Source organism: Actinokineospora globicatena, assembly GCF_024171945.1.
Lineage (GTDB): Bacteria > Actinomycetota > Actinomycetes > Mycobacteriales > Pseudonocardiaceae > Actinokineospora > Actinokineospora globicatena.
In genome coordinates, this window is the sequence record NZ_JAMTCR010000005.1 from 226265 (window position 1) to 252867 (window position 26603).

Below are 26603 nucleotides of genomic sequence, written 5' to 3' on the forward strand. Positions count from 1 at the left end.
GCGGAAAGGCGCTAGGGGGTGAACCGGGACCGTGGCACGGCGCACCCCCAGGACGCCGCGCCACGAAAGGTCCCCCCGCGGACCTCCGGTCCCCCGACTTCACACGCTACGGCCTGCCCTGGCATCCTGCCTGTACCGCGCACTGCCGCGACCTGGACCGGCAACAGTGCCGCCGACCAGGGCGGATCCCGGTAGCGGATGCACTACGATGGGCAACCGGCAAGTCTTGTGCCCATCCGGCGGCAACTCCGGCGGCAGTGCCCGCGGTGCGCGAGCGAGGCGAAAGGGACGCAGATGGTCGACCCGTCCGGTGCCTTCGGTGATCTGCTCCGCTCGCACCGGACCCGGGTGGGTCTCACCCAGCAGCAGCTCGCCGAGCGCTCGGGGGTGAGCGTGCGGGCGCTGCGCTACATCGAGCGCGGCGAGGTCGGCATGCCGCGCGCGGACTCGCTGCGCAGGCTCGCCACCGCGCTCGGCGTCACCCCGGAGGCGCTCGCCGACGGCGCCGCCGCCCCGGCCAGGCCGCCGCGCAGCACCCACCTCGTGCTCGGCGTGCTCGGCTCGTTCACCGTGGCCCAGGGCGAGAAGGAGGTCACCGTCGGGGCGCTCAAGCAGCGCATCCTGTTCGCCCTGCTCGCGCTGCACCCCAACCGGCCGGTCAGCCGCGAGGAGATCGTCGACGTGCTGTGGGGCGACGACCCGCCGGAGAGCAGCCTCGGGTTGATCCACACCTACGCGTCGCGGCTGCGCAGGGCGATGGTCGCCGCGGGCAAGCGCAACACCGGCGTGATCGCGGCGACCCCGGCGGGCTACAAGCTCAGCGTCCGGCCCGACCAGCTCGACACGCTGCGCTTCGAGGACCTGGTGCGCCGGGCCAGGCTGGTCCGCGGCACCGACCCCGACCAGGCCGCCGACCTGCTCGACGAGGCGCTGGCCTGCTGGCGCGGTCCGGTGCTGGCCGACCTGCCGACCCGGCTGCGCAAGCACCCCGCCGCGGTGGCGCTGACCGCCCGGCGCCGCGAGGTCGCGCTCACCCACGCCGACGTCGCGCTGTCGCTGGGCAGGCACGCCAGGGTCGTGGCGGGCATCCGGTCGCTGGCGCACGAGGAGCCGCTGCACGAGGGCCTGCACGCGCGGCTGATGCTCGGCCTGGCCGGGACCGGCGAGCAGGCCGAGGCGCTGCGGGTGTTCGCCGACATCCGCACCCGGCTCGACGACGAGCTCGGCGTCGAGCCAGGCCTCGAGATCCAGGACGCCCACCTGCGGGTGCTGCGCGACCGCCCGCCGCCGCCCACCCTGCCCGAGCCGGTCGCCCAGCGGCCCCCGGCGCAGCTGCCCGCCGAGACCCCCGGGTTCGTCGGCCGGGCCCAGCCGCTGACCGACCTGGACGACCTGCTCGACCACGTCGAGGGCAGCCCCGGCGTCGCGATCGTCGCGCTCTCGGGCACCGCCGGGGTCGGCAAGACGGCCCTGGCGCTGCGCTGGGCGCACCGCGCGCGGGACCGGTTCGCCGACGGCCAGCTCAGCGTCAACCTGCACGGCTACGCCTCGGGAACCCCGTTGACCACCCAGGAGGTGCTGGTCCGGTTCCTGCACGCGCTGGGCGTCGCCCCCGAGCGGGTGCCGATCGACCCGGACGAGGCCGCCGGCCTGTACCGGACGCTGCTGACCGGCAAGCGGGTGCTGGTGCTGCTGGACAACGCCGCGACCGCCGAGCAGGTGCGGCCGCTGCTGCCCGGCTCCTCGGGCTGCCTGGTCCTGGTGACCAGCCGCGACCGGCTCACCGGGCTGACCGCGCAGGACGGCGCGCACCAGGTGCCGCTCGACGTGCTCGACCCGGCCGAGGCGGTCGACCTGCTCGGCAGGCTGGTCGGCGTCGGCCGGATGCGCCGCGAGCCGGACGCGGCCGCGGAGATGGCCGCCATCTGCGGGCACCTGCCGCTCGCGCTGCGCATCGCGGGCGCGAACCTGGCCATCCGGCCGCTGATCAGCATCGCCGACTACACCCGTGAGTTGCGCGAACGCGGCCGGATGTCCGGGCTGACGGTGGCGGGCGACGAGTCGGGCGCGGTCCGCGCGGCCTTCGACCTGTCCTACGAGAAGCTGGTCCCCGCCGCGCGCCGGTTGTTCCGGCTGCTCGGTGTGGTGCCCGGCGCGGACGTCGACGCCGAGGCCGCCGCGGAGCTCAGCGGGCTCGCGCTCAACGACGCGACCCGGCTGCTGCGGGTGCTCGACCACGGCAACCTGATCCGCGAGCACGCCAGGGGCCGCTACACCTTCCACGACCTGTTGCGCGAGTACGCCTCCGGCCGCGCGGACGCGGAGGACGCCGAGACCGACCGGGTCACCGCCGTGGTCGCGCTGTTCGACCACTACCTGCGCGAGATCGAGGCGCACAGCGCGGTGCTGTGGCGGGTCGGCGCGATGCCCGAGCACGGCTCGGAGGACAAGGCCATCGCCTGGCTCGACGCCGAGCGCGCGAACCTGGTCGCCGCCGCCACCGCCGCGTCCGGGCTCGGCCTGCACCGGTACGCGTGGCGCTTCGCGGAGGCGCTGCGGCCGTACTTCTGGAACCGGGGCCACGGCGCCGACGGACTCGCGGTCGGCCACGCCGCTCTTGCCGCGGCCAGGGGCGCTAAGAACCTGGACGCAGAGGCCTCTGTGCACGACCTGCTCGGCTTGATCCACACCAACCTCAGTGACTACGTCGCCGCGATCGAGAGCCACCGATGGGCGCTAGAGCTGAGCCAGTCCACCGGCAACCGGATCGTGGAGGCGGCCGCACTGCACAACCTGGGCCGTGCGCACTCCCAACTCGGACAGCCCGCGCAGGCGTCGTCCTTCTATGAGCAGGCCTTGGACCTGAACCGCGTCATCGGTAACCGCTTCGGCGAGGCGGGCGCCTTGAACTACCTCGGCGGGACAGCGCTATCCCTGGGTCGACCGCAACAGGCCATCGAGCGGCACACCGAGGCGTTGGAGCTCAGTACCCGCATCGGCAACCGGCACGTCCAAGCCGCCGCGTGCCAAGGCCTCGGATTGGCTCTATGGGCGATGGGCGACCTACCGAAGGCCGCACAGCGCTACCGCGAAGGTATGGCCATCTGCCGCCGGTACGGCTACCGCCACGGCGAGGTCAGCATGCTCATCTGCCTGGCCGAGACCGGGTGCGACGCCGGTGACTACGCGACCTCGGCCGCCCAGGTCCGCAAGGCCATGGACGCGGGCAGGCAACTCGGCGAGCGCAGGCACGAGGTCAGCGGCCTGGACATCCTGGCCACCATCCAGCAGCGCACGGGGGAGTGGTCATCGGCGGCCACCCACTACACCCGCGCCCTCGGCCTGGCCCGCGAGATCCGCTTCGGCTTCGGCGAGGCCTCGGTCCTCACCGGCCTGTGCGCCCTCTACCGCCGCACCGGCGACCCGCGCTCAGCCATCGAACACGGCAGCGGCGCCCTGGCCCTCATGCGCGACACCGGCATGCGGCTGCTGGAAGCCAGGGCCCTCACCGAGGTAGCCCACGCCCACCTCGACGGCGGCGACGCCGAACGCGCCACCGAACACGTCGAACGCGGCCTGGAAATCGCCCAACGCAGCGGCCAGCGCCTCGCCGAAGCCCGCGCCCGCCACGTCCGCGCCCTCGTCCGCCAACTGGACGGCGACCGCCCAGGCGCTGTCTCAGACTGGCGCGCCGCCCTCCCCGTCTTCGAACGCCTAGGCGTCCCCGAAGGCGCCCACGTCCGCGCCCTCCTAGCCACCTTCAGCGCCGACTGACACCCACCCAACCTGCCAAGACGGGCGAAGACCCCACAACGTTGGCCCCTGGGCACCCGCCGACGACGTTGGCCCCCACACGCTCCACCAAGGGGCGCCATCCAAATGCTCGATGGGGCGGACTTGCTGTGTGGGGGAGGTAGACCCACCCGAGACCTACGCCGCCTCCTGCCGCCCCGCCTCAGCCGCCGCCCGCCCCGCCGCCTCCGCGGGGGTGCGCTGCAACCTCGACCACGACACCGCCAACGGCACCGCCAGCACCACACCCAGCAACCCCGCCAAAGCCACCGTGTTCATCGCGGAGCCGATCAGCTCCGCCACCAGTCCACCGGCGGCGACCCCCAGACCTTGCGACACCCGCAGCCCCGTGCGGGCCGCGCCGAACGCGCCGCCGCGGATCTCGTTGGGGACCAGCGAGTTGAACACGGCCATCACGGTGATCTGGTAGGCGCCGACCATCCCGGCCAGCCCCAGCAGCACGAGCGCGACGACCAGGCTCGGTTTGACCGCGAAAAGCACCAGCACGCCGACCGAGGCCGTGGCCAGCACGCCCACCAGCTTGACCCGGTGCCGGTCGGGCACGAAGTGCGAGATCAGGAACGTCCCCAGGATGAAGCCGAGCGGGTCCGCCGCCAATAACCAGCCCACTGACTCCGGCGGCGCCCCGGCCTCCATCGCCAGGGGAGCGGCTAGACCCTCGGGGATCACGGCAAGGCCGACGAGCCACGACAGGGACAAGAGCACGCGGAGCTTGCGGTCGCTGAAGACCCACTTGGCGCCGTCGAACCAGCCGTCGTCCTTGGACCCCGCGGGTGGCCGGTTGCGGACGTCGCGTTGCACCAGGATGGCCGCGATGGTGAAGGTGCCCGCGTCGATGAGCAGCGTCGTCGTGGTGCCGATGGCCGCGATGAGCAGCCCGCCGCCGCCGAGCCCGAGCAGCATCATCGTGTTCGTGGAGATGCCCCGCAGGTCCTGGCTGCGCAGGTAGAGGGCGTCGTCGTCGGCGAACACCTCGCGCGTGGTGGCGTTCTGCGCGGCCAGCGCGGGCGACTGCACCATCGGCACGATGATGACCAGCACGAACAGCACCCACAGCGGCACGTGCGGGATCGCCATGGTCGCGACCACCACGGCCTGGATGACCGAGCACACCACCATCAGCGTGCGGCGCCGGTAGCGGTCGGCCAGCTGCGAGAGCCCGAGGCCACCGGCCAGCGCGGGCAGGAACGTCAACGCGTAGATGCCCGCGGAGTAGAAGGCCGAGCCGGTGCGCTGGTACACCAGGATCGCCAGGGCGACCCGGGTCAGCTGGTCACCGGCGACCGACACCGCCTCGGAGATCCACAGCGCGCGGAACTCCCGGTTCCGAAGAACCGCGACCATGCTCGGCGCTGCTCGGCTCACGTGTGCTCCCGTCCGGCGGGTTCGTGGCCCGCTGGCTGACTCCCATCCTCCGCGTCCCTGGGTCTGGGGGCGGTGAACCCGGTGCCTGCCGCCGCTCGGTCATCGCGGCGTCGCACAGAGTACCGGCAGTATCGGCGCCGGATCGGCACAGGTGAAGCACCAAGGACCCGGAAAACCCGCTGATGCGCCCGTCCGGCGCAACCGGTCCGATCGGTCGGCGACTACCCGCGGGCTGAATGGCCCACCGCGTTCGGCGCAGCCGCCTCGCCGCTCGTCGCGGGGCACCCCGCGGTGGTGACCGAGTACCCAACACTGGCGTCAGCTTGTGGCGGTGTGACCGCCACCGCGGCGGGCGCTCGTCCGCCGCGGGGATCGGGGCGGCGAGGGGTGGACGGCATGGACGGCAAGGCTGTGGTGGTGACCGGGGCCGGGCGCGGACTCGGGGAGGCGTTCGCGGCGCACCTGGCGCGGGCGGGCGCGGCCGTCGTGGTCAACGACGTCGACGAGGCCCAGGCGACCAGGGTGGCCGAGCGGATCCGCCGCGACGGGGGCGCCGCGGTGGCCAGCGGGCACAGCGTGGCCGACCCCGAGCAGGCCGAGGCCATCGTGGCGCTGTGCGCGGCGGAGTTCGGCGCGGTCCACGGGCTGGTCAACAACGCGGGCCTGACCTACGAGGCGCTGCCGTGGGACGACGACCCGGCGCGGGCCCGTGCGGTGGTCGAGGTGAACGTGCTCGGCGTGATCTACACCGGACTGGCCGCGATCCGGCGGATGCGGGCGGCGGGCGGCGGCGCGATCGTCAACATCTCCTCCGGCGCGGCGCTCGGCCAGCGCACCATCGCGACCTACGCGGCCACCAAGGGCGCTGTGTCCTCGCTCACCGCGTCCTGGGCGCTGGACCTGGAGGACTGCGGCATCCGGGTGAACGCGGTCTGCCCGAAGGCGTACACCAGGATGGTGTGGACCTCGGAACGGGCATCGCGGCACACACCGCCCGAACGCACCCCGGACCTCGTGGCGCCGCTGGTGCACTTCCTGCTCGACGAGCGCTCGGCTGGCATCACCGGGCAGGTTGTCCGGTGCACCGGACCGGAGTTGCACATCGTCGGCCAGCCGTACCTCAAGGCGCCGATCCTGCACCGCGACGCCTGGGACGTCGACAGCGTCGCGACCGCGTTCGCCGAGGTGTTCGGCGGCCACCTGGAGCCCTACGGGTTGGAGAAGCGGTTGTCGCCGCGGTTGCGCAAGTGGCTGACCCCCGTGCGCAGCGCGTAATCGGCCACCCGCGCGGGAGAGTGATCAATTCCCTCTATCGGGCGCTGCGCGGCGGTGGCGAACGCCGTAATCGAGTAGTCGACACGTCCGAGTAGTGTCGTGCTCCATTCGGGCGCTGCTTGGCGTAGCGGGGTCGCTACTGTCGGCGCAGGACGTACCGTGGGGACAGTGGCACGCGGAACGGTCACGCGGGTCCAGCACGGCCCGAATGACACACCGCGTGAGCGGTCGGCGATGTTATCGGCGAGTGCCCGGCGACCACGCCGGGCCGGGTGCCCGGGTCCGGACACAACCCCCCGGGCGCGCGGACGTCTCAGTGGACGCTCGCTCGCGGCGCGGAGGAAGGAGGGCGAGGCGTTGGGGCTCACCGATCGTGGCGACGCGCACGACGCGCCGCGCTCCGGCGTGCCGCCGTTTTCCGGTGGGGACACTGGGGATCGAGGGGATCGCGCTGCCGGGGGCAACGGGGACATCGCCGTCGGGGCGGGCGGGGTTACCGCCGCGGCCGCTGTGGACGGTCGGACCGGGACACCGGTCGAAGTGGACGATCTCGACGTGCTCACCAATCACGGGACACTGGGTGCTCCTCGGGTTGGGTCGGCGGGAGTGGTCGACGCTGAGCTCACCAATCGCGGGACATCCACGGCTCCTTCGGTCGTTGCTGGGCTTGACGGTGGGGCTGTGGTCACCAGTCGCGTGACATCGGGCGCTCCTCTTTCTCCGGTCGGGGCTGTGGCTGGGGTTGACGCTGCGTTCACCAGTCGCGGGACATCCGTTGCTCCTTCTGCTGTCGCTGGGGTCGGGGCTGAGGTGGTCACCAGTCACGAGACATGTGCTGCTCCTCGGGGCGTCGACGGGCTTGATGGCGGGGTACTTGATGGCGGGGTAGTGGTCACCAGTCGCGAGACATCGGGTTCTCCTTCTGCTGCTGAGCGGGATGGCGTGGGGGCTGTGGTCACCAGTCGCGGGACATCTGCGGCTCCTTCTGCTGTCGCTGGGGATGGCACTGGGGTTGTGGTCACCAATCGCGAGACATGCGCTGCTCCTTCTGCGGTAGCGGGGAATGGCGTGGGGGTCGTGGTCACCAGTCGCGGGACATCTGCGGCTCCTTCTGCGGTAGCTGGGGTGGACGCGGGGGGCGTGATCACCAATCGCGAGACATCTGGGGCTCCGTCCGAGGTTGTTGGGGTGGGCGCTGAGGTGGTCACCAGTCGCGAGACATCGAGTGCTCCTTCTCCGGTCGGGTCGGTGGTTGTGGCTGACGCTGTGGTCACCAATCGCGAGACATCCGCGGCTCCTGTTCCTCTTGGGACGGTGGGTGGCGTTGGGGCTGTGGTCACCAGTCACGGGACATCGGGGGCTCCTTGTTCTCCAGTCAGGACAGTGGCTGAGGGTGAGGATGTGGTCACCAATCGCGAGACATCCGGGGCTCCTTCGGTGGTCGACGGGGCGGGGGTCACTGCCGGGGTCACCAGTCGCGTGAGCGCATCGGGCTCTCCTTCGCTGGGTCGGGCCGTGGGGTCGGACGGGGTCACCAATCGCGAGAACGCATCTGCCGCGACTCCTTTGCTCGATGTGGACGCTGCCGATAGGTACGCTGGGAACCGCCACGCTGCCGACAGGGACGTTCACCCTGCGCGGTCGGTGGGCGCGCACGTGCTGGGCGGTAACGTCACTGGTCACGCGAGCGCATCGGACACACCTCCAAGGGGATCCACGCTGGACGAAACGTTCGACAGGCCGGAAGGTGACGCCGCGGCGGCGAATCGCAACCGTGGCGGCACCGGCGTTGGCGCGCCGGGGTCTGCGCCGCGCGGGGGAGGCTGGCGCTGGATCCGTTCACGGCTAAGTGTGACCGACTCGCTGCGCACTGAACACCCTTCGTCTTGGCGGTGGGTCCGCTCGTGGGGCCTGTGGTCGCTCTCGACCGGCGCCCGCCGCTATGTGATCATCTTCGAACTCCTCGCCGCCATCGCGGTCGTCGTCGCCTGCCTCACTGACCTACCACCGACGCGCGCGGATTGGCGCTGGTTCGGGGTGCTCGTCGGCGCGGGCGCGCTGCACCTGTGGTTGTCGCGGCGCACGGAGGAGACCAGGCGCGACAGCGGCACCGGTCCGCACATGGACACCAGTGTCGTGTGGATCTTGCCCGCGATGGTCCTGCTCCCGGCGTGGATGGCCGTGCTGTCGATGTTGCTGCTGCGCGTGCAGCTCTACCCGGTGGCCCGCCGACCGCTCTACCGGTACACCTTCGGCACCGCGGGCATCCTGCTCGCCGCGCTCGGGTCGCTGGCCGTGGTCCGGCTGGCCGGGGTGGACATGACCAGCGCGTTCGGCGCCCGCGAGGCGCTGGTGCTCGCGCTGGCGGGCCTGACCTACTTCGTGATCAACGCGATCGCCATCGGCGGCGTCATCGCGCTCTCGGCGCCGCAGCCGACCTGGACGGTCGTGGCCGGTTCGCGGCGCGACAACGCCATGGCCGCGCTGACGGTGTGCCTCGGCGCGCTCGCCGCGCTGGCCATCGCGCACGCCTGGCTGGCGCCGCTGTTCGTGGTGCCGCTGCTGTGCGCGCTGGACTGGGGCGCGCTGCAGATCGAGAACCTGCGCGGCGACGCCCGCACCGACCACAAGACCCAGTTGCTCAACAGCCGCGGCTGGCACGAGCAGGCGGCCCGTGAGCTGGCCCGCTCGGCGCGGCTGCGCACCACGCTCTCGGTCGCGGTGCTCGACCTGGACCACTTCAAGCTGGTGAACGACACCTGGGGCCACCCGGCTGGCGACGCGGTGCTCCGCGCGGTCGGCCGGGTGCTGCGCGAGACCACCCGCCAGGGCGATGTCGTCGGCCGCTTCGGCGGCGAGGAGTTCATCCTGCTGCTGCCCGACACCGACCTCGACGGCGCCATCCAGGTCGCCGAGCGGATCCGCCGGGGGGTGGCCGCCATGCAGGTCGCCGCCACCGACAAGCGCGGCCAGCCGGTGGTCATCAGCGACCGCACCACCTCGATCGGGGTGGCCGCCGCCGCGGGCACCGCCGACCTGGACACCCTGATGCGCCACGCCGACGCCGCCGTCTACGAGGCCAAGCACGGCGGCCGCAACCAGGTCCGCGCGGCCGACCAGAGCGCCGACGCCGCCCTCTGACGCCCGCCCTGGTGTGGCCCAAGTCCTACCCGGTCGTGTCCCGACATGCGGGAAGCCGGCCCCGGGGGACCGGCTTCCACTGTTCGGTTCGGACTAGCGGGGATTACGGGCGGGACGCCCGCAGGGCGTAAGAGCCGGAGCCGCTGTAGGCGTGGACCTGCCAGCGGTAGTACCCGGCGGTGCCCGTGTACGACACGGACTCCGAGTTGGACGGAGTGGAGCCGCTGGCGACGTTCGCCCACGTGCTGCCGTTCCACTTCTGCAGGTACAGGTCGAAGTCGGTACCGGAAGGACCGGTCAGGCAGCCGCGGTGCGCGCCGGTCACGGTCGTTTGGTAGTAGCTGTTGTTCGGCTGCACGGCCCTACCGCCGCTGGCGAGGCTGCCGGTGTAGGTCGTGCCGGTGCAGTTGCCCGGCGGGTTGGTCGTGGGTGGGGTGGTGGTCGGCGGGGTCCCGCCGTTGGTGACCAGGCTCAGGCCGTAGGCCTGCAGGATCTCGTTGACCGGCTGGAAGTAGGTCGTGCCGCCCGACGAGCAGTTGCCGGAGCCGCCCGAGGTGACGCCCTGGGCCTGGCTGCCCGAGATGGCCGAGCCGCCCGAGTCGCCCGGCTCGGCGCAGGCGTTGGTGCGGATCAGGCCGGTGATGGTGCCCTCGGGGTAGGTGACCGAGGAGTTGCGGGCCTGGATGGTGCCGCAGCGCCACCCGGTGGTGGACCCGGAGCGGCAGATCGACGACCCGACCGGCGCGTCGGTGCTGCCCGCGACCGCGACCCGGCCGCCGGAGTAGTTGTTGACCGCGCCGATCATCGTGTTGCCGGAGCCGACCCGGACGAACGCGTAGTCGTTGCCGGGGAAGCTGGATCCGGCGAAGCTGCCGCTGGGCTGGGTCGTGCTGGCGCCGGTGTTGCCGCAGTGACCCGCGGTGACGAAACCGCCGTTGACGGAGAACCCGACCGAGCAGCGCGTGCCGCTGCCGATGTAGTACGCGTTGCCGCCGACCACGTCGATCAACTTGCGCGGCGACTCGTCGGACGCCTCCACGCTGACCGCGTCCGCCGGGACCCCGCTGGCCGCCACGAACGCCGTGGCCGCGGCGAGCGCCGAACCGCGCGACTTGACGACGATCTTGTTGCTGGGCAGGTCCACGTACCAGGCGGGGACGGTCTTGGGGCTCTTCGCCAGGTTCGCGTCCAACCTGGCCTTGAGGTCGTCGAGCTGCGCCTCGGTCCGCGACACCAGCACCGCGTCCGCCCCGGCCGCCCGCGCGGTCGACGCCGCACCGCTGTCGGTGACCGCGACCACGAGCTTGCCCCGACCCGCGTCGTACCAACTACCGCCGTGCTTGGCCGCCAACTGCTTGCGCAGCACCCGATCAGCCCCAGCCGCCCGGTCCTCACTACCGAGCCGACCGCTGACCGCCTCGGCGGACAGACCGAGATCGCGCTGCGTCGCCGCCCGCATACCGTCGTTCGAGGCCGCGGGCGGTGCGGGCGCCGCCTCAGCCGTCATCGTGACCGCGACAGCGACACCAGCGGTCGCCACCGTGGCCGAGAGTAACGCGATGATCTTCCGTGCCATGGGCCGTTCTCCTCGTGCAGGGGGAGGTGTCCGGAACCCACCAACCCCGCACCGAAGCCACCAGCTGGCTAGGCCGGTCTGTCGACCCCCGCGCGAACCCCGCCCGGAAGATCCCTCAACCGGACGAATCGGTCAGCAGGCCCCTGGCACGGTAATCCACATCACAGCCCTTCGGCCCATACCACTTCCCCATACCTCCTCAAGCCCCCACCGTGGGCCCTCCCCGCACACCCGCCCACAATGCCAACCCCGCCTCTCGCCGGCCTGGCCCGTCGACCAGGTTCGACCCTCGCGCTAACCCAGGCTTCGCCCGAAATCCCGCGCGCCACCACACCTTCGAGCGAACCCCCTTGACGCTCCCGGGGACCCTCCCCAAGCCTGGCCCGGCCCCCACCCATCCCGGGGGGCGTCCCTGGGCCAGTCTATCGGGGGGTGCCGACAGTGGATCTTGGAATGGGGGTGCGGAGATCCACATGTGGATAACTTCTGTCGCCCGGCGGAGTGACATTTCGGCGGGAAAGCCCTGGTCGCGGTGTGCGGAAGGGGTACGGCGGGGCCGTCGAGGGCAAGTCGTTCCGCGAGTGATCATCAGCGGCCGCCGCCCAGCCAAACGACCGCCGCTAAACGAGACGACCGCCCGGCCAGGCAGCAGCCGTCCAGCCAAACGGCAGCCGCCCTGCGGGCCGGGGGTGGGGGAAGCCCGGCCAGCAGGGCGGTGGGTCGAGTCGCGGGGGGAGCGGGCTACACGGCTTCCGGGCGTTCGACGCCGAAGCCGGGGTGGTCGCGGAGGAACTCGGTGTAGCGGGTGCTGCGGGCGATCACGTCGGCGTAGGCGGTGCTGGCCATCTTGACCAGTTGGTCGGAGAAGGCGGCGGCGGAGCCGTCGGGGTGCCAGCCGATGAGGTTGCGCCAGCGCAGGGGGTTTCCGGCGATGGGGACGGGGACGACGCCGGGCATCTTGCGGAACATGGGTTGGCAGAGCACGACCGCGTCACCGGACTCGACCAGGTCGATGCAGCTGTTGACGTCGGTCTCGTAGAGGGTGCGCGGGGTGAACCCGGCGCGGGCGCAGGCGGCGGCGAAGCAGTCGGCGAAGCAGCCGTCGCCGGGGGTGGCGCCCCACTGCCAGCCCGCGAGCGCCGACAGCTCGACCTGCGGCTGGTCGGCGAGCGGGTGCTTGTCCGAGAGCAGCACGAACACCGGGTCGGTGGCCAGCGTCCGCCAGATCAGGCCCGGTTGCGACGGGGGTGGTGCGTCGCCGCAGACCCCGACCAGGGTGTAGTCGACCCGCCCGTCGGCCACCATCGACGCCAGCTCCTCCGACGACCACGACACGTGCGTGGTGACGTGCAGGTCGGGGTAGGCGGCGTTGAGCTGGTGCACGAGCCCGCCGAGGACCGGGCCGGTGGCCGAGCCGAGCCGCAGCCGGGCCGGGGTGTCCCCGGGCAGGGCGGCGTTGTTGGCGAACCGGGCCGCTTCCTCCCGCAGGCCCGACACCGCGGGCAGCAGCAGTCGGGCCCGGGACAGCACGAGTTCACCGAGCGCGGTCGGTCTGGCTCCCTTCCGGTCGCGTTCGAAGAGAGGTCCACCGAGCGCGCGCTCGATCCGGTGGAGCTGAGCGGTCAGCGCGGGTTGGGCGAGTCCCAGGGTGGACGCGGCCTTGGTGATGCTGCCCGCCTCGGCGACCGCAACGATGATTTTGAAGTGGCGCAGCTCCAGCTCCATGGGACAAAGCTAGGCCGAAGGATCACAGACGCCAAGCCCTAGGACCAGGGCGCACGAGTTCTGCCTGTTGTTGCGCGTACACCACCGGTTAGCGACAACTTCGCTCACGGAGCGTGCAACTCTGGTTCAGGGGTGCGCACGTGCGGCCACGTGCGTAGACGTCGATCTGCAAGTTGCACCCTAGTCGGACCGGGTGGGTCTTGTCAGTGGGCGCGAGGGCTTCCGAACACGCTGGGAGCGCTCCACCCGGCTCCCGGATCGACCAGTGTGGACAGTCCAGCACGGACTGGGCGGTCTAGTCCACTGGCTCGGCTGTGCGCTGCCTCGCACGCTGGTACGCCCCGAACGCCACCAGCGCGACGAACATGCCGGTGACCACGCAGATGGACACCCTGGCCACCCCGGCCGCCAGTTGCGCGTCGGTCGGCGGCACCCCCGCGGCCAGCGTCTTGGTGAAGCCGACGACGGACTGGTGGTTCATCCAGGCCATCACCGTCACCGCCCTGACCACCGCGAGCCCGACCCCGGCGGCCACCACCGCGCTGATCACCAGCCACGGCCTGGCGGGCGGGGTGTAGAGCGGCGACACCCGCTCCACCGGCTCCTGCCGCCGCAGCCGCGCGAAGGCGTACCAGAGCACCACGGCCCCGCCGACGACGCTGCTCAGGTACTGCAGGAAGTGGTAGCGCGGCATGCCGACCCACAGCCACTCCCGGAACAGCCGCGGGTACTGCAGCACCACCCAGCCGTCGTGGTGGGTGAACGCGTCCCACACCAGGTGCGTCACGCCGCCGATCAGCACCGACAGCACGATCCACCCGACCGCCGCGACCCCCAGCCGCGGCGGTCGGGGACGCACCCGCACCCGGACCCAGCGCGGTGCCAGGGCCATCAGGGCGGGGACGACGAGCAGGTGGAACACGGCGAGCAGGGCGAGCGCGACCGGCAGGTCGATGACGAGCAGCCCGAGCCAGGTGTGCGTGCGCGCGTCCACGCCGGGTTCGAGGGCCAGGAAGTACAGCAGGTCCGGCGACATCGACCCGACCACGAGCGCGGAGGCCACCAGCGGTCGCCGTCGAACAAACGGCAACACGGCGGCGGCGTGCGACAGCGTGTAGGGCATGGCGCCACCTTGCCCGGTCGGCTGTGTCCCGCGCGCGCCTGAGTGGTGCACATCCTGTGGAGAACCGGTCGAGCCGCGACCGGTCCTGGACGTCGAACGCGGGCCACCCCCCGTCCGGGGTGACCCGCGTTCGAGCGCGGTCAGCGCTGGTGACCCAGCTCGACCGGGTCCTTCGCCGGACTAGCGCGCCGGGGCGCCTGCGACCTTCCAGATGGCGTAGGCGATCGCGTCGCTGTGCCGGTCGAGCGCGGTGGCGTTGATGTTGGTCGTCCGGTCGCACGAGCGGTGGTAGCAGGGGTCGAAGGCCGCGTTGGCGGTCCCGCCCCACTTGCGCGCCTGCGCCGCGGTCTTGGTGCCCTCCGCGCCGCTGAACAGGCCGCCGATCGGGATGCCCGCGCGGGCGAACGCGGCGTGGTCGGAGCGCCCGCCGACCGAGGTGGTCTCGGTGGGCACGCCGATGCGGGTGAAGTGCTCCTCGAGCGCCTGCTGCAGCGCGGCCGACCCGGTGGGCTGGCCGCTGGCGGCGTACACGAAGTACGCCGGGTTGGGCGAGCCGGTCATGTCGAAGTTCAGGTAGGCCTTGATCTTCGACCGCTCGGTGCTCGCCAGCGTGTTCACGTAGTTGGTCGACCCGACCAGGCCGAGCTCCTCCGCGCCCCACCAGCCGAAGCGCAGGTGCTTGGTCGGCTTGAGCTGCGCCCGCGACACCGCGAGCGCGACCTCGAGCAGCCCGGCCGACCCGCTGCCGTTGTCGTTGATGCCGGGGCCCGCGCTGACGCTGTCGAGGTGCGCGCCCGCCATGACCACGTTGTTGGCGTCACCGCCCGGCCAGTCCGCGATCAGGTTGTAGCCGGTGGCGCCGCTGGAGGTGAACGTCTTGACCGAGGTGGTCCACCCGGCCGCGTCGAGCTTGCTCTTCACCCAGTCCACAGAGGCCTTGTAGCCGGGCCGCCCGTGCGCCCGGTTGCCGCCGTTGTTGTTGGCGATGGTCTGGAACTGGTTGAGGTGCGCCTGCACGTTCGCCACCGAGATGTCCGGTGCCGCGAGCGCCTGGGCGGCACTGGCGGTGGGAACGGTGAGCACGGCGCCGACGAGCGCGAGCCCGGCCGCGATCGGTGCGATGGCTTTCCTGGCCATGGTTGGTGCCTCCTGCAGGGGTTTCGGGGACAACCACCCCGATACTGATCCACTGCCCGGTACGTCCGATAGGCCCGCCCATTCCCCTTATTGCCAGATGCGCATAACCCCAGGTCACCGCCCCCGCACGCAAGCGCCCACCAGTGCGCCCCCCAAACAGTTAACACTCCCCCAGAACACGAATCCCATAGCAATGTCACCCAGTCACGGATACACACTGGCGCAATAACTCACAGGCCAACCAAGCCCGCCGATACCCCACCCCTCGCGCACCCACCGCACCGTGGGCGACAACCCGTTGGTTATGCGATGACCGAAGGTCAAGCGACCCCCGCTGGGTCCGCCGCCGACCGCACCGTGGGGGTCTGGGGGTTCGACCCCCAGAAACGACAACAACCGACCAGGTCCACGTACTCTGTGGACACAGGTCGGTTGAGGTTGTGCGCCGCCAGGGACTCGAACCCCGAACCCGCTGGTTAAGAGCCAGCTGCTCTGCCAGTTGAGCTAGCGGCGCTCGTCAGGATCTCTCCTGCTGACGGGTGAAAAGTTAGCACAGGGTGTCGCGCGGACAGAAATCAGGGGGGTGTGTGGGCGGTGCGCGGGTCTCACTCGATCGTGTCTGGTTCGTCGGGCACACTGTTCACAGTGGTCTTGGCTCGGGCGTGGAGCAGGAACGGCAGGTCAGGTATGTCCAGGGGTGGGCGGTCGTTGGTGGGTCTGGTGGGGGTCGCGGTCCTCGCGGTCGCGGGGTGCACGGCGGCTGAGTCCGCCCAATCGGGTGGTACGAGTGTGGCCGGTTCCACACCGAGCGCGACCAGTACGACGGCGACGAAGCCCCCGGTGCCGTTCGCGTTGGCGCTAACTCCGGCGGACAAGGCGGCGGAGGTTTCGCCGGGTGAGTTGGTCACGGTCGTGGCGACGGGCGGCAAGCTCACCGCGGTAGCCGTGACAGGGCAAGACGGCCGTGTGGTCGCGGGCGCACTCGCCGCCGATGGCGCTAACTGGCAGAACACCGAGCCGCTCGGTTACGGCAAGACCTACACGACGACGGCGACCGGGCAGGGCGCCGACGGCAAGGCGAGCACGTCCACGTCGACCTTCACCACAGCGAAGCCGAAGCGGCAGACGGCGCTGTCGATGAACCCGCTCGACGGCCAGAAGGTCGGTGTCGGCCAGACCTTCGCGTTCTACTTCGACACCGTGATCACCGACAAGGCCGCCGCCGAGAAGGCCATCCAGGTCACCGCGAACCCGGTGACGGAAGGCGCGTTCTACTGGTTCAACGACAAGGAAGTGCACTGGCGGCCGAAGGAGTACTGGAAGTCCGGTACGACCGTCACCGTCAACGCGGCGATCTACGGTAAGAGCCTCGGTAATGGGGTCTTCGGCCGAGAGGACCGAAAGGCGACCGTCACCATCGGCGATTCCGTTGTCGCTGTCGCCGACGGTGCGACCCACCAGATGACCGTGACCGTCAACGGTGCCGTCGCCCGCACCATCCCGGTGTCGCTCGGTAAGAAGGCCCACGAGACCCCGGTGGGCACGTACACGGTGATGAGCGAGCACACGAACTACGTGATGGACTCCTCCACCTACGGCGTCCCCGCGGACTCGGCCGCCGGTTACCGCACCAAGGTGGCCGTCGCGACGCGCATGTCCAACAGCGGCATCTTCTACCACTCAGCGCCGTGGTCGGTCCGCGACCAGGGCGCGCGCAACGTCAGCCACGGCTGCATCAACATGTCGACCGATAACGCTGCCTGGTTGCAGAGCATCTCCAACAAGGGCGACGTGATCGTGGTGCAGAACTCCGGCGGACCGGTGCTGGAGCCGTGGGACGGCCTCAGCGTGTGGCAGGTCCCGTGGGAGACCTGGAAGGCAGGCGGCAAGAAGTAGCGGTCAGGGGGAGGTCACCCGGATCTCCTCCGCGCCGACCGTCACGTGGTCGCCGGGGTGGATCTGCCTGCCGCGGCGGAACTCGGTCTCGCCGTTGACCGCGACGTCGCCCGCGTCCAGCAGGTCCTTCGCCTGCGTCCCGTCCTCGGCGATGTTCGCCAGCTTCAGCAACTGTCCCAGTCGGATCATGTCGTCCCGGATCTCCACGTCACGCATGCGTTGACCCTAGGACGGGCAGGTGCCCCCACCCGGGACTGGGTGGGGGCACCTGGTTCGTTCAGTGCTGGCGCCTGGTGCTTAGAGCGCGCCGGTGTAGCCGGTGATCCAGCTCTTGTGCGCGACCACGTCGGTGTAGATGGACGGGGCCTGGGCGCACTGGGAGCCACCGCCGGAGCGGCTGGTGGCGCCGGTCAGCTGCCACACGCCGCCGACCGAGATGATCTGCGGGCCGCCGGAGTCGCCGTAGCAGGCACCCGCGCGGCCGCCGGGGTTGTTGGTGCAGATCTCGATCGAGCCGGAGATGCCGGAGCACCGGGAGTCGGCGACGACCGAGGTGTCGAGCTGCTGCAGGGTCACCGGCGCGCCGCAGCCGCCGGGGGCGGGGCAGGTCTGGCCCCAGCCGATGATCCGGCTGGCCTGGTTGGTGGCGCCCGAGCTCGCGGCGATCTTCGCGGGCGCCTGGGTGACGCTGGTGCTGAGCTGGATCAGCGCGATGTCGTTGCTGGTCCGGTAGCTCGGGTGGATGATGATCCGCGAGGCGCGGGCGACGGTGCCGCCGCTGGTCCGGTTCGTGGTGCCGATCCGGGCCTGCACGCTGGCCGCGGACTTGCCCTGCACGCAGTGCGCGGCGGTGACGATCCAGTTGGCCTTGATCAGCGAGCCGCCGCAGAAGTGGCTGCCCGAGGTGCTCTGCAGCGAGGCCATGAAGCTGTAGGTCTGGGTGGCGTTCCCACCGCCGACGATCGCCGGGGTCAGGACGGGGTCGCCTTCCGGGGCCGCGGTGGCGGCCGCGGGGGCGGCGATCGCGGTCGCCGCGGCGGCCAGCAAGCCGAGCAGCAGGGTACGGACCTTCATTCGGCACTCTCCTTCCGCACCGGGGCCCTCGTCCCGGTGACGAGGAGAAAAGTAGGTAGCACTCAGTGCCCGTCGCCAGGGGCCAAGCAGCGTCCACAGTTACCAGAGGTGCTGTACCGGTCACCGTTTCGACCGCCCGAAACACATTCACCTGTCCGAATACATCGCCCCAACCACCCGAAACACCCCCGTATTGGTCTGGTAACCCAGCTCACCCGCCCCCACCCGCCCACTCCCCGCCCCCGCAAAAAAACATCCCCAATGTCCGACTACCGAACACCCGCCCACCTCACCGCGACGCCCAAAGCCCGAGCGAGCCCCCGCCAGGCCCGTGTGCCAGCCCGTTCCCCCCGGCACGTGCTCGTCCCTCGCACTACGCCCGCGCGACCCCGATGCGACGACCGAAGGTCGAGCGAGCCCCCGCCGTCTTCGTGTGCCAGCCCGTTTCCCCGCTACGTGCTCGTCCCTCGCACACGCGCCCACCGCACCGTCGGGGGTCCGGGGGGCTCGGCCCCCCGGGAATAACAAAGGCGACCCACGTCCGCGCATTCTGCGGACATGGGTCGCCGTCGCCGGGTGAGTGACGGGACTTGAACCCGCGACTTCCTGGACCACAACCAGGTGCTCTACCAACTGAGCTACACCCACCATCGCACCCCCGGGGCTGGCCCCTGCGGTGCTCGAACATCGTAGCGTGCCCGGTACCGGGTCCTGAAACCGGTTAGGCCTTGGGCTCGGACACGGCCTCCGCGACCGCTCGGGCCTCTTCGGTCGTCGGCCCGGGTTGGGGGACGAACGCGGTGCCCCGGTAGTAGCGCAGTTCGCGGATGGACTCGCGGATGTCGGCGAGGGCGCGGTGGGCGAGGCCCTTGTCCGGCTGCGCGTAGTAGACCCGCGGGTACCAGCGGCGGCACAGCTCCTTGATGGAGGAGACATCGACCATCCGGTAGTGCAGGTGGGCGTCGAGGGCGGGCATGTCGCGGGCGATGAAGCCGCGGTCGGTGGCGATGGAGTTGCCGCACAGCGGGGCGACGCGGGTCTCGGGCACCCAGCCGCGCACGTACTCCAGGACCTGGGCCTCGGCGTCGGCGAGGGTCAGGGTGGAGGCGCGGACCTCGTCGGTGAGCCCGGAGCGGGCGTGCATGTCGCGCACCACGTCGGGCATGGCGGCCAGGTGCTCGTCGTCGGCGTGGATGACCAGATCGATCCCCTCGCCGAGGATGGTGAGCTCCGAGTCGGTCACCAGGGCGGCGATCTCGATCAGGGCGTCACGGCCCAGGTCGAGTCCGGTCATCTCGCAGTCGATCCACACCAGCCGGTCGGTCACCTGCGGGAGCTTAGCCCGATCGGTCCGCGCCGCCCGCGCGCTGACCGCCGGGTGGGGGTCGTTGGGCCGAGTGGAGTACGCCCTGTGGCGGGTTGCCCCGGCATGGATCACCCTGGGTGGCATGGGCAAGGACGTGGAGTCCACCGGCTTCACCAGGGCCGACCGCGCGCGGTTCCGGCAGAAGGTGCGCCGGTGCCTCGACGTGTTCGCGCAGATGCTCGCGGAGTCGCGGTTCGACGCCGACCGGCCGATGGCCGGGTTGGAGATCGAGCTGAACCTGGTGGACGGGACCGGTGACCCGGCGATGCGCAACGCGCAGGTGCTGGCCGCGATCTCGGACCCGGCGTTCCAGACCGAGCTCGGCCAGTTCAACATCGAGATCAACCTGGCGCCGCAGCGGTTGGGGCCCGGTGGGCTTGGCGCGTTCGAGCGGTTGGTGCGGGCGGACCTCAACGAGGCCGAGGCGAAGGCGGCGCGGCTGGACGCGCACATCGTGATGGTCGGCATCCTGCCCACGTTGCGCGCGCAGCACACCAGCGCGGCGGCGCTGTCGGCGAACCCGCGCTACAAGCTGCTCAACGAGCAGGTGCTTGCCGCGCGGGGCGAGGACCTGGAGATCAACATCGGCGGGGTGGAGCGGCTGCTGGCCTCCGCCGACTCGATCGCCCCCGAGAGCGCCTGCACCAGCGTGCAGTACCACCTGCAGGTCGCCCCGGACGACTTCGCCCGGTTCTGGAACGCCAGCCAGGTGGTCGCGGGTGTCCAGGTCGCGCTGGGCGCCAACGCGCCGTACCTGTTCGGCAAGCACCTGTGGGCCGAGACCAGGATCGCGCTGTTCGAGCAGGCGACCGACACCCGGCCCGACGAGCTCAAGGCGCAGGGGGTGCGGCCGCGGGTCTGGTTCGGCGACCGGTGGATCACCTCGATCTTCGACCTGTTCGAGGAGAACGCGCAGTACTTCTCGGCGCTGCTGCCGGTGACCGACCAGGAGGACCCGGTCGAGGTGCTGGCCAGGGGCGACATCCCGGAGCTGCACGAGCTGCGGCTGCACAACGGCACCGTCTACCGCTGGAACCGGCCGATCTACGACGTGGTCAACGGGCGGCCGCACCTGCGGGTGGAGAACCGGGTGCTGCCCGCAGGCCCGTCGGTGGTCGACACCGTCGCCAACGGCGCGCTGTACTTCGGCCTGGCCAGGGCGCTGGCCGACCAGGACCGGCCACTGTGGACGCAGATGAGCTTCTCCGCCGCCGAGGACAACTTCCACGCCGCGGCCCGCAACGGCATCGACGCGCGCGTGTACTGGCCGGGGGTCGGCGAGGTCCCGGTCACCGAGTTGGTCTTGCGCCGCCTGCTCCCGCTGGCCTACGAGGGCTTGGACGCCTGGGGTGTTGACCCTGCCGAGCGCGACCGGCTCCTAGGCATCATCGAGCAGCGCTGTCTTACTGGTCGCAATGGCGCTACCTGGCAGGTGGAGACCGTCCAGGCTCTAGAAAAGTCCTCCTCTGTTGACCGGCTCCAGGCTCTACGCCAGATGGTCGGCCTATACCGCGAGCACATGCACACCAACGAGCCTGTCCACACCTGGCCCACTACGCCTTGACCAGGAATTGCCCGATCAGGTCCGGGATAGCGCTGTCTGCCAGGTCGAGCCCTTGCTTGTCGCCGATGTCTAGCACCGAGTAGCCGCTAGAGCCTGCCGCGGTGATCGCGGTCAAGGTGAAGACGCGGGCGCGTCGCTGGAAGAGGGTGCGGGTGAGTTTCCAGCCGATGATGCCGTTGCGGAGTAGGGCAACGGTGGTGCGGTCTAGAGAACCAGAGCGGGCGACTAGGTAGTCGTTGGTGAGGGTGTGCCCGAGGTTGCGGTACCGGTCGAGGCCGAGCACGACGGACACCGGGATGAGCACGGCAGCGACGACCCACGGCCAGGTAGGCCAATCAGCGGTCTCCGCCAACAGCAGGAGAACACCGGCAACGACCACCGTCGGCACTACCGCGCGCACGACTCGGCGAACCTTCGCGCGCGCGGGGTGCTTGGTCAGCGGTGCGGCGGTAGGTGTCTCATCGACGGCAAGAACGTTGGCGGCGACCCGGTCCGCTTCGACGCGCGGAGCCGGGGGAAGCAAGAGGCTGCTTCCGCCGATCTTGTTCAGGCCGGTCGTGACAACTGTGACCCGCGCTCCCTTGCCCGCACGCAGCAGCAGCGGCTCGTGCAGCACCGCGCCGCGCAGCCGCTTCTCCTCGATGGAGACCGAGCGGGTCGTGAGGAGGCCCCGGCGGACGCGGACAGTGCCGTCCGGTTGGCGGGTCAGCCGGTAGTTGTGGTTCTGCAGGAGGTACCCGGCCAGCGAGGCCAGCACGGACAGCACGATCACGAACACGGCCGCCACCGGCACGACCCGCACCGGGTCCGCGTGGCTGACCCAGCCGAACGCCGAGCGGAACGCGCCCACCTCGGAGAACCGGAAGTCGAGTTCGCTCGCCAGGTTCATGACGAAGCCCACCACGATGCCGATGGTGATGAACCCCGACAACGTCAACGGCGCATAGCGGTACCAACGCTTGTCGAGCTGCGAGATAAGGACGCCCTCGTCGCTCTCGTCCTCGGAGTGCGCCACCTTGCGCAGTAGGGCCTGTCGCAGTCGCTCAGCCTCAACGGCGGTGACAGCGTCAAGCGTGACTGTGCCCTCGCCCGGCGTGCGCTCCTGTTGCCCGGTACCGACTCGGACAGCGGATAGGCCGAACGCGCGATGCCCGAGCTTGGCAGTGAGGTCTACCGAGCGGATCCGGTCGCGGGGGATCGCCCGGCGCTGCCGGAACACGACGCCCTTGTGCAGCTCGACCTGGGTCTCGGTGATGCGGTACTTGGTGGTCAGCCAGGACAGCAGGCCGTAGACGATGATCAACCCGACCACGCTCGCGCCGGTGACCACCCGCCAGGTGTCGACATTGCCGAAGAACACCAGCGCGGCCAGCGGCGGCAGCAGCCCGATCAGCTCGTTGAGCGGCCGGACCACGATCATCCTCGGGTCGAGCCTGCCCCACTCGGGCTCGCTCACGTCGCGTCCCCCGGCGTCGCCTGGGTGGTGGCGGCCAGCTCGTCGACCACCCGCGCGGCCACCTCGGCGTCGAGGCCCTCGATCTTCAACGGGCCCTGGGCGGAGGCGGTGGTGACGGTGATCGTCGAGAGCCTGAGCAGCTGCTGCAGCGGCCCGCGCGCGGTGTCCACGGTCTGGATCCGCGAGATCGGCGCCAGCCGCCACTCCTGGGTGACCCACCCGCTGCGGGTGAAGACCGCGTCGGCGGTCGTCTCCCAGCGGTGCACCCGGTAGCGCCACCTGGGCATCACGATCGTGTGCACGACCCCGACCACCGCGGTCACGACGATCGTCACCCGCAGCCACCGGGGTGCCCCGTCGACCACCAGCAGGACCACCGCCTGCGCCCCGGCGACCACCGCCCAGAAGATCGCCGCGCGCAGCGTCCACAGCAGAACGGCCCGCTTGCTGACCAGGTTCGCGGGTGCCCGCAACCGCCACTCCGACTCGCTCACGGGACCAGTCTGCCTGGGTCTGGACCACTCCGGCGTCCGACTCCGGTATCACCGGGGGATCAACGCCGTGTCGCATGTTGGCGAGTAACCAGTCGCCCGCTTGTTCGGGGACATTCTGAGATCGCGTCACTTTTGTCGTCACGTGTCGTTACCGTCCGCGTCATCACCTAGTCGGGTTCCTCGACCCGACGGCGGCGTGGTCGGAGGGGTAGGTGCGGTGAACAACCACCGGGAGTGGTCGGTCGGCTGTCGCGACATCGCGGGTCGGCGGCGGGACGTGACCGTGTTCGTGCGGGGTGGGCGGGTGGTGCTGGTGGCGCCGCCGGGGGAGACGGCGGTGTTCTCGCCGTTGGACGTGGGCAGGCTGCGGGCCGCGCTGCGCGACGCCGTGGTCGACGCCACCGTGGAGGACTAGAACTTCCTACTTTGGAGTAGGTAGTGGCAGACTCGGTGCCGAGGAGGCACGAGATGGCAACCTACTTCGTCACCGGCGGCACCGGGTTCCTCGGTCGCGCGCTGGTCGAGCGGCTGGTGGTCCGCGGTGAGACGAGCGCGGTGCACATGCTCGTGCGGCAGCGCTCGGTGGACCGGTTCGTCGCGGCGGCCCGGCGCTGGAGCCGCCCGGACCTGGTCTTCCCGGTGATCGGCGACCTCGGCGAGCCGGGTCTCGGCGTCGATGCCACCGCGCTGGCCGGAGCCGTCGACCACGTCGTCCACCTGGGCGCCGTCTACGACTTCACGGCTGCGGCCGAGGACAACCAGCGGGCCAACGTCGACGGCACCCGGCACGCCCTGGAGTTCGCCGAGGCGGTCGGCGCGGGCCTGTTCCACCACGTGTCGTCGATCGCCGTGGCCGGTGACCACCGGGGCCGCTTCACCGAGCGGGACTTCGACCTCGGTCAGCGGCACCACTCGCCGTACCACGCGACCAAGTTCGAAGCCGAGCGCTTGGTTCGCCAACAGGGCCGCGTGCCGTTCCGCGTCTACCGGCCCGCCGCGGTCGTGGGCGACTCGCGCACGGGTGAGATGGACAAGGTCGACGGCCCGTACTTCTTCCTCCCGCTCTTGACCCGCCTGGCGCGGTTGCCGAAAGCGCTTCCGTTGGTGCTACCGGACTTGGGCGGCACCAACATCGTGCCGGTGGACTACGTCGTCGACGCCATGACACACCTGATGCACGTCGACGCGGCCTCAGGCACGACCTATCACCTCACGCACAACGGCAAGCAGCGCGTCACCGATGTCTTCAATGCACTCGCGACAGCCGTTGGTGCGCCTCGGGTGCGGGTGAGCCTGCCTTTTTCGTTGCCCCGTTTGCGCGCTGTAAGGCCAGTTCCGGCCGCGGTGCTCAACGAGCTAGGTGTGCCTGCCGAGGTTCTTCCGCACATGGACCTACCAACCGTCTTCGACTCAACGGAGACTGTGGAAGCTCTCGACGGCATAGAGCTACCTGACTTCACGACATACGCCGACGTCCTTGTCCGCTACTGGGCGGAGCACCTGGATCCCGAGCGGGTGTGGGACAAGTCGTTGCAAGGGAAGCGAATCGTCGTTACCGGAGCCTCTAGCGGTATCGGGCGTGCGACGGCTCTAGCGGTAGGAGCGCGCGGGGCAACCGTGTTGCTGGTCGCGCGTAGGCAGGCCGAACTGGATGACGTGCGCAGCGAGATCGAGCAGGCAGGCGGCACCGCGTCGGTCCACCCCTGCGACCTGACTGACACAGACGCGGTCGACGCCTTGGTCAAGGACCTCGGTGTCGTCGACATGCTCGTCAACAACGCGGGCCGCTCGATCCGCCGTGCTGTCCACCTCTCCGTCGACCGGCTTCATGACTACGAACGCACCATGGCACTGAACTACTTCGCGCCACTACGACTCACCCTCGGCCTTCTCCCCGGTATGCGCGCTAGAGGTTTTGGTCGGATCGTCAACGTCACGACCATGGGGTTGCAGACAGACACACCGCGCTTCTCCGCCTACCTAGCGTCCAAGGCGGCCCTAGAGGCGTTCGGTCGCGCGGCAGGTCGGGAACTGCTCGCCGACGGAGTCACCGTTTGCGCTGTCCGCATGCCCTTGGTCCGCACACCGATGATCGGTGCCACGGACGCCTACAAGGGCTTCCCCGCGACCTCACCGGAATCGGCCGCCAAGCTCGTCCTGCGGGCGTTGACCAGCGACAGCGAGGTCGTCCAGCGCGCCGAGGGCCTGGCCATGGAACTACTTCGGGTGCTCGCGCCCGGCCTGGCCCGCCAGGTCCTCAACATCGCCTACCGGCTCACCGGCGAGTCCGCCCCCGAGGCCAGGACCCGCCCCGGGCGACCGCTGCCCGTCCTCGCCACCGCCCTCGTCCGACCGCTCTGGCGCGGCCTGCGGCGCTGACGGCCGCATCAGCGCGAACGTCGCTATCCCGCCCACCGACAGCACCGCGATCACGATCGCCATCGGCAGCGCCGTGTCGCCGCCGCCCAGCCCGACCAGCGGCGAGGCGATCCCGCCGATGACGAACTGGAGCACGCCGATCAGCGCCGACGCCGCGCCCGCGTCCCGGCCGTGGTCGGCCAGCGCCAGCGCGGTCGAGTTCGGACTGATCATGCCGATGCAGGCCACCGACACGAACAGCGTCACCAGCAGCCACACCAACCCGAGGTCCCACACCACCGCGCCCAGCACCCCGAGCCCGCCGACCGCCGCGACCACCAACCCGGCCACCAGCAGCGCCCGCGGCGCGAACCACCGCAGCAGCAGCGAGTTCAGCTGGGCGACCAGCACGATCCCCAGCGCGTTCGCCCCGAACACCAGGGCGTACTGCTGCGGGCTCAACCCGTGGATGTCCTGCAGGACGAACGACGACCCCGAGATGTAGGCGAACATCGCGGCCAGCACGCACCCGGCCGACACCGCGTAGGCCACGAACCCGCGATCGGCCCCGATCCTGGCGTAGGCGCGCAGCGTGCGGCGCAGGTCCGCCTTGCCGCGGTACTCCTTGGGCAGCGTCTCCGGCAGCCACAGCAGCGTGGCGACGAACAGCAGCGCGCCGAACCCGGCCAGCACCACGAAGATCCCCGGCCACGCCGTCCAGCGCAGCACCTGCCCGCCGATGATCGGCGCCAGCATCGGCCCCAGGCCGTTGACCAGCATCAACGCCGAGAAGAAGCGGGCCATCGCGGCCCCGGAGAACAGGTCGCGCACCGCGGCCCTGGCGATCACCACCCCGGCCGAGGCGGCGACACCCTGCGCGAACCGCAGCACCACCAGGGGGTACACCGAAGGGGCGATGGCGCAGGCCAGCGAGCTGAGCACGTAGAGCCCCAACCCGACCAGCAGCGGGCCCCGCCTGCCCAGCGAATCCGACCACGGCCCGGCGACCACCTGACCGACGGCCAGCCCGATCATGAAGGTGGTCAGGGTCAGCTGCACCTGCGCGGGCCCGGTGCCCAACCCGGTCGCGAGCTCGGGGAACGCGGGCAGGTACATGTCGATGGAGAGCGGGCCGAAGGTCGACAGCCCGCCCAGGATGAGGGCGAGGCGGACCCTGCTGGGGGCGGGCTGGGCGGACATCCGCTGATTCTATGAATGCCGAACCGGGATCCGTGAGCGC

General features: G+C 70.8%; 17 protein-coding genes, 2 tRNA genes and 1 pseudogene. 7 read left to right on the top strand and 13 right to left on the bottom strand.

Annotated features, from left to right (window positions below; all coding sequences use genetic code 11):
- Positions 1 to 294: 294 nt before the first annotated feature.
- Positions 295 to 3774, top strand: a complete 3480-nt coding sequence (locus LV79_RS24695; RefSeq protein ID WP_253840628.1) for a tetratricopeptide repeat protein — start codon at positions 295 to 297, stop codon at positions 3772 to 3774.
- Between the two features lie 156 nt (positions 3775 to 3930).
- Here LV79_RS24695 and LV79_RS24700 read toward each other — a convergent pair whose 3' ends face one another.
- Positions 3931 to 5157, bottom strand: coding sequence for an MFS transporter (locus LV79_RS24700; RefSeq protein WP_253841188.1), 1227 nt, complete (start codon positions 5155 to 5157; stop codon positions 3931 to 3933).
- Between the two features lie 417 nt (positions 5158 to 5574).
- On the opposite strand from LV79_RS24700, the gene LV79_RS24705 reads away from it, so the two are divergent.
- Together LV79_RS24705 and LV79_RS34635 are read left to right on the top strand one after the other, a co-directional pair.
- On the top strand, positions 5575 to 6453 hold the full coding sequence (locus LV79_RS24705) for an SDR family NAD(P)-dependent oxidoreductase (protein WP_301321650.1): 879 nt from the start codon (positions 5575 to 5577) through the stop codon (positions 6451 to 6453).
- A 1851-nt stretch (positions 6454 to 8304) separates the two neighbouring features.
- Positions 8305 to 9594 (top strand): GGDEF domain-containing protein, encoded by a 1290-nt coding sequence (locus tag LV79_RS34635; protein WP_253840630.1) that lies wholly within the window; start codon positions 8305 to 8307, stop codon positions 9592 to 9594.
- Between the two features lie 103 nt (positions 9595 to 9697).
- Here the strand turns inward: LV79_RS34635 and LV79_RS24715 are convergent, their stop codons facing one another.
- The 5 genes from LV79_RS24715 to LV79_RS24735 all read right to left on the bottom strand — a co-directional run bounded on the left by LV79_RS24715 (position 9698) and on the right by LV79_RS24735 (position 15669).
- Positions 9698 to 11170: a S1 family peptidase gene (locus LV79_RS24715; protein ID WP_253840631.1), complete on the bottom strand. Its 1473-nt coding sequence runs from the start codon at positions 11168 to 11170 to the stop codon at positions 9698 to 9700.
- A gap of 741 nt (positions 11171 to 11911) precedes the next feature.
- Positions 11912 to 12895, bottom strand: a complete 984-nt coding sequence (locus LV79_RS24720; RefSeq protein ID WP_253840632.1) for a LysR family transcriptional regulator — start codon at positions 12893 to 12895, stop codon at positions 11912 to 11914.
- Positions 12896 to 13190: 295 nt separating this feature from the next.
- Positions 13191 to 14018, bottom strand: a complete 828-nt coding sequence (locus LV79_RS24725) for a DUF4184 family protein (RefSeq protein ID WP_253840633.1) — start codon at positions 14016 to 14018, stop codon at positions 13191 to 13193.
- A gap of 180 nt (positions 14019 to 14198) precedes the next feature.
- A complete protein-coding gene (locus LV79_RS24730; RefSeq protein WP_253840634.1) occupies positions 14199 to 15155 on the bottom strand; it encodes a M28 family metallopeptidase in 957 nt (318 codons plus the stop codon).
- Between the two features lie 441 nt (positions 15156 to 15596).
- Positions 15597 to 15669: transfer RNA gene (locus tag LV79_RS24735), tRNA-Lys, on the bottom strand.
- A gap of 206 nt (positions 15670 to 15875) precedes the next feature.
- Here LV79_RS24735 and LV79_RS24740 point away from each other — a divergent pair.
- The gene (locus LV79_RS24740; protein WP_253840635.1) at positions 15876 to 17051 is read left to right on the top strand and encodes a L,D-transpeptidase; all 1176 of its coding nucleotides are present in this window, start codon (positions 15876 to 15878) and stop codon (positions 17049 to 17051) included.
- 3 nt (positions 17052 to 17054) lie between these two features.
- On the opposite strand, the gene LV79_RS24745 is transcribed toward LV79_RS24740, so the two are convergent.
- From LV79_RS24745 to orn, 4 genes are all read right to left on the bottom strand, one after another.
- Positions 17055 to 17267: an RNA-binding S4 domain-containing protein gene (locus tag LV79_RS24745; RefSeq protein ID WP_253840636.1), complete on the bottom strand. Its 213-nt coding sequence runs from the start codon at positions 17265 to 17267 to the stop codon at positions 17055 to 17057.
- A gap of 81 nt (positions 17268 to 17348) precedes the next feature.
- Positions 17349 to 18125 carry a S1 family peptidase gene (locus LV79_RS24750; RefSeq protein WP_253840637.1) on the bottom strand — a complete coding sequence of 259 codons (777 nt, stop codon included), beginning with the start codon at positions 18123 to 18125 and terminating at the stop codon, positions 17349 to 17351.
- A 575-nt stretch (positions 18126 to 18700) separates the two neighbouring features.
- Positions 18701 to 18773 (bottom strand) — tRNA-His (locus tag LV79_RS24755).
- 73 nt (positions 18774 to 18846) lie between these two features.
- Positions 18847 to 19452 carry an oligoribonuclease gene (gene orn / locus LV79_RS24760; RefSeq protein ID WP_253840638.1) on the bottom strand — a complete coding sequence of 202 codons (606 nt, stop codon included), beginning with the start codon at positions 19450 to 19452 and terminating at the stop codon, positions 18847 to 18849.
- 121 nt (positions 19453 to 19573) lie between these two features.
- Between orn and LV79_RS24765 the strand changes: the two genes are divergently transcribed.
- Entirely contained in the window at positions 19574 to 21055 is a 1482-nt protein-coding gene (locus LV79_RS24765; RefSeq protein WP_253840639.1) for a glutamate-cysteine ligase family protein, read from the top strand.
- On the opposite strand, the gene LV79_RS24770 is transcribed toward LV79_RS24765, so the two are convergent.
- Positions 21045 to 22511, bottom strand: coding sequence for a PH domain-containing protein (locus tag LV79_RS24770; protein WP_253840640.1), 1467 nt, complete (start codon positions 22509 to 22511; stop codon positions 21045 to 21047). The two genes, LV79_RS24765 and LV79_RS24770, sit on opposite strands and share 11 nt — an antisense overlap.
- The gene (locus tag LV79_RS24775) at positions 22508 to 23005 is read right to left on the bottom strand and encodes a PH domain-containing protein (RefSeq protein ID WP_253840641.1); all 498 of its coding nucleotides are present in this window, start codon (positions 23003 to 23005) and stop codon (positions 22508 to 22510) included. Before LV79_RS24775 ends, LV79_RS24770 begins: the two co-directional genes overlap by 4 nt.
- 217 nt (positions 23006 to 23222) lie before the next feature.
- Here LV79_RS24775 and LV79_RS24780 point away from each other — a divergent pair, with 217 nt between their 5' ends.
- Both LV79_RS24780 and LV79_RS24785 read left to right on the top strand, forming a co-directional pair.
- Positions 23223 to 23420, top strand: coding sequence for a hypothetical protein (locus tag LV79_RS24780; RefSeq protein WP_253840642.1), 198 nt, complete (start codon positions 23223 to 23225; stop codon positions 23418 to 23420).
- Positions 23421 to 23473: 53 nt separating this feature from the next.
- Positions 23474 to 25384 (top strand): SDR family oxidoreductase, encoded by a 1911-nt coding sequence (locus LV79_RS24785; RefSeq protein WP_253840643.1) that lies wholly within the window; start codon positions 23474 to 23476, stop codon positions 25382 to 25384.
- Here the strand turns inward: LV79_RS24785 and LV79_RS24790 are convergent.
- Positions 25382 to 26563: pseudogene (locus LV79_RS24790) on the bottom strand (multidrug effflux MFS transporter); the annotation flags it as partial. The gene LV79_RS24785 and the pseudogene LV79_RS24790 sit on opposite strands and share 3 nt — an antisense overlap.
- Between the last annotated feature and the right edge of the window lie 40 nt (positions 26564 to 26603).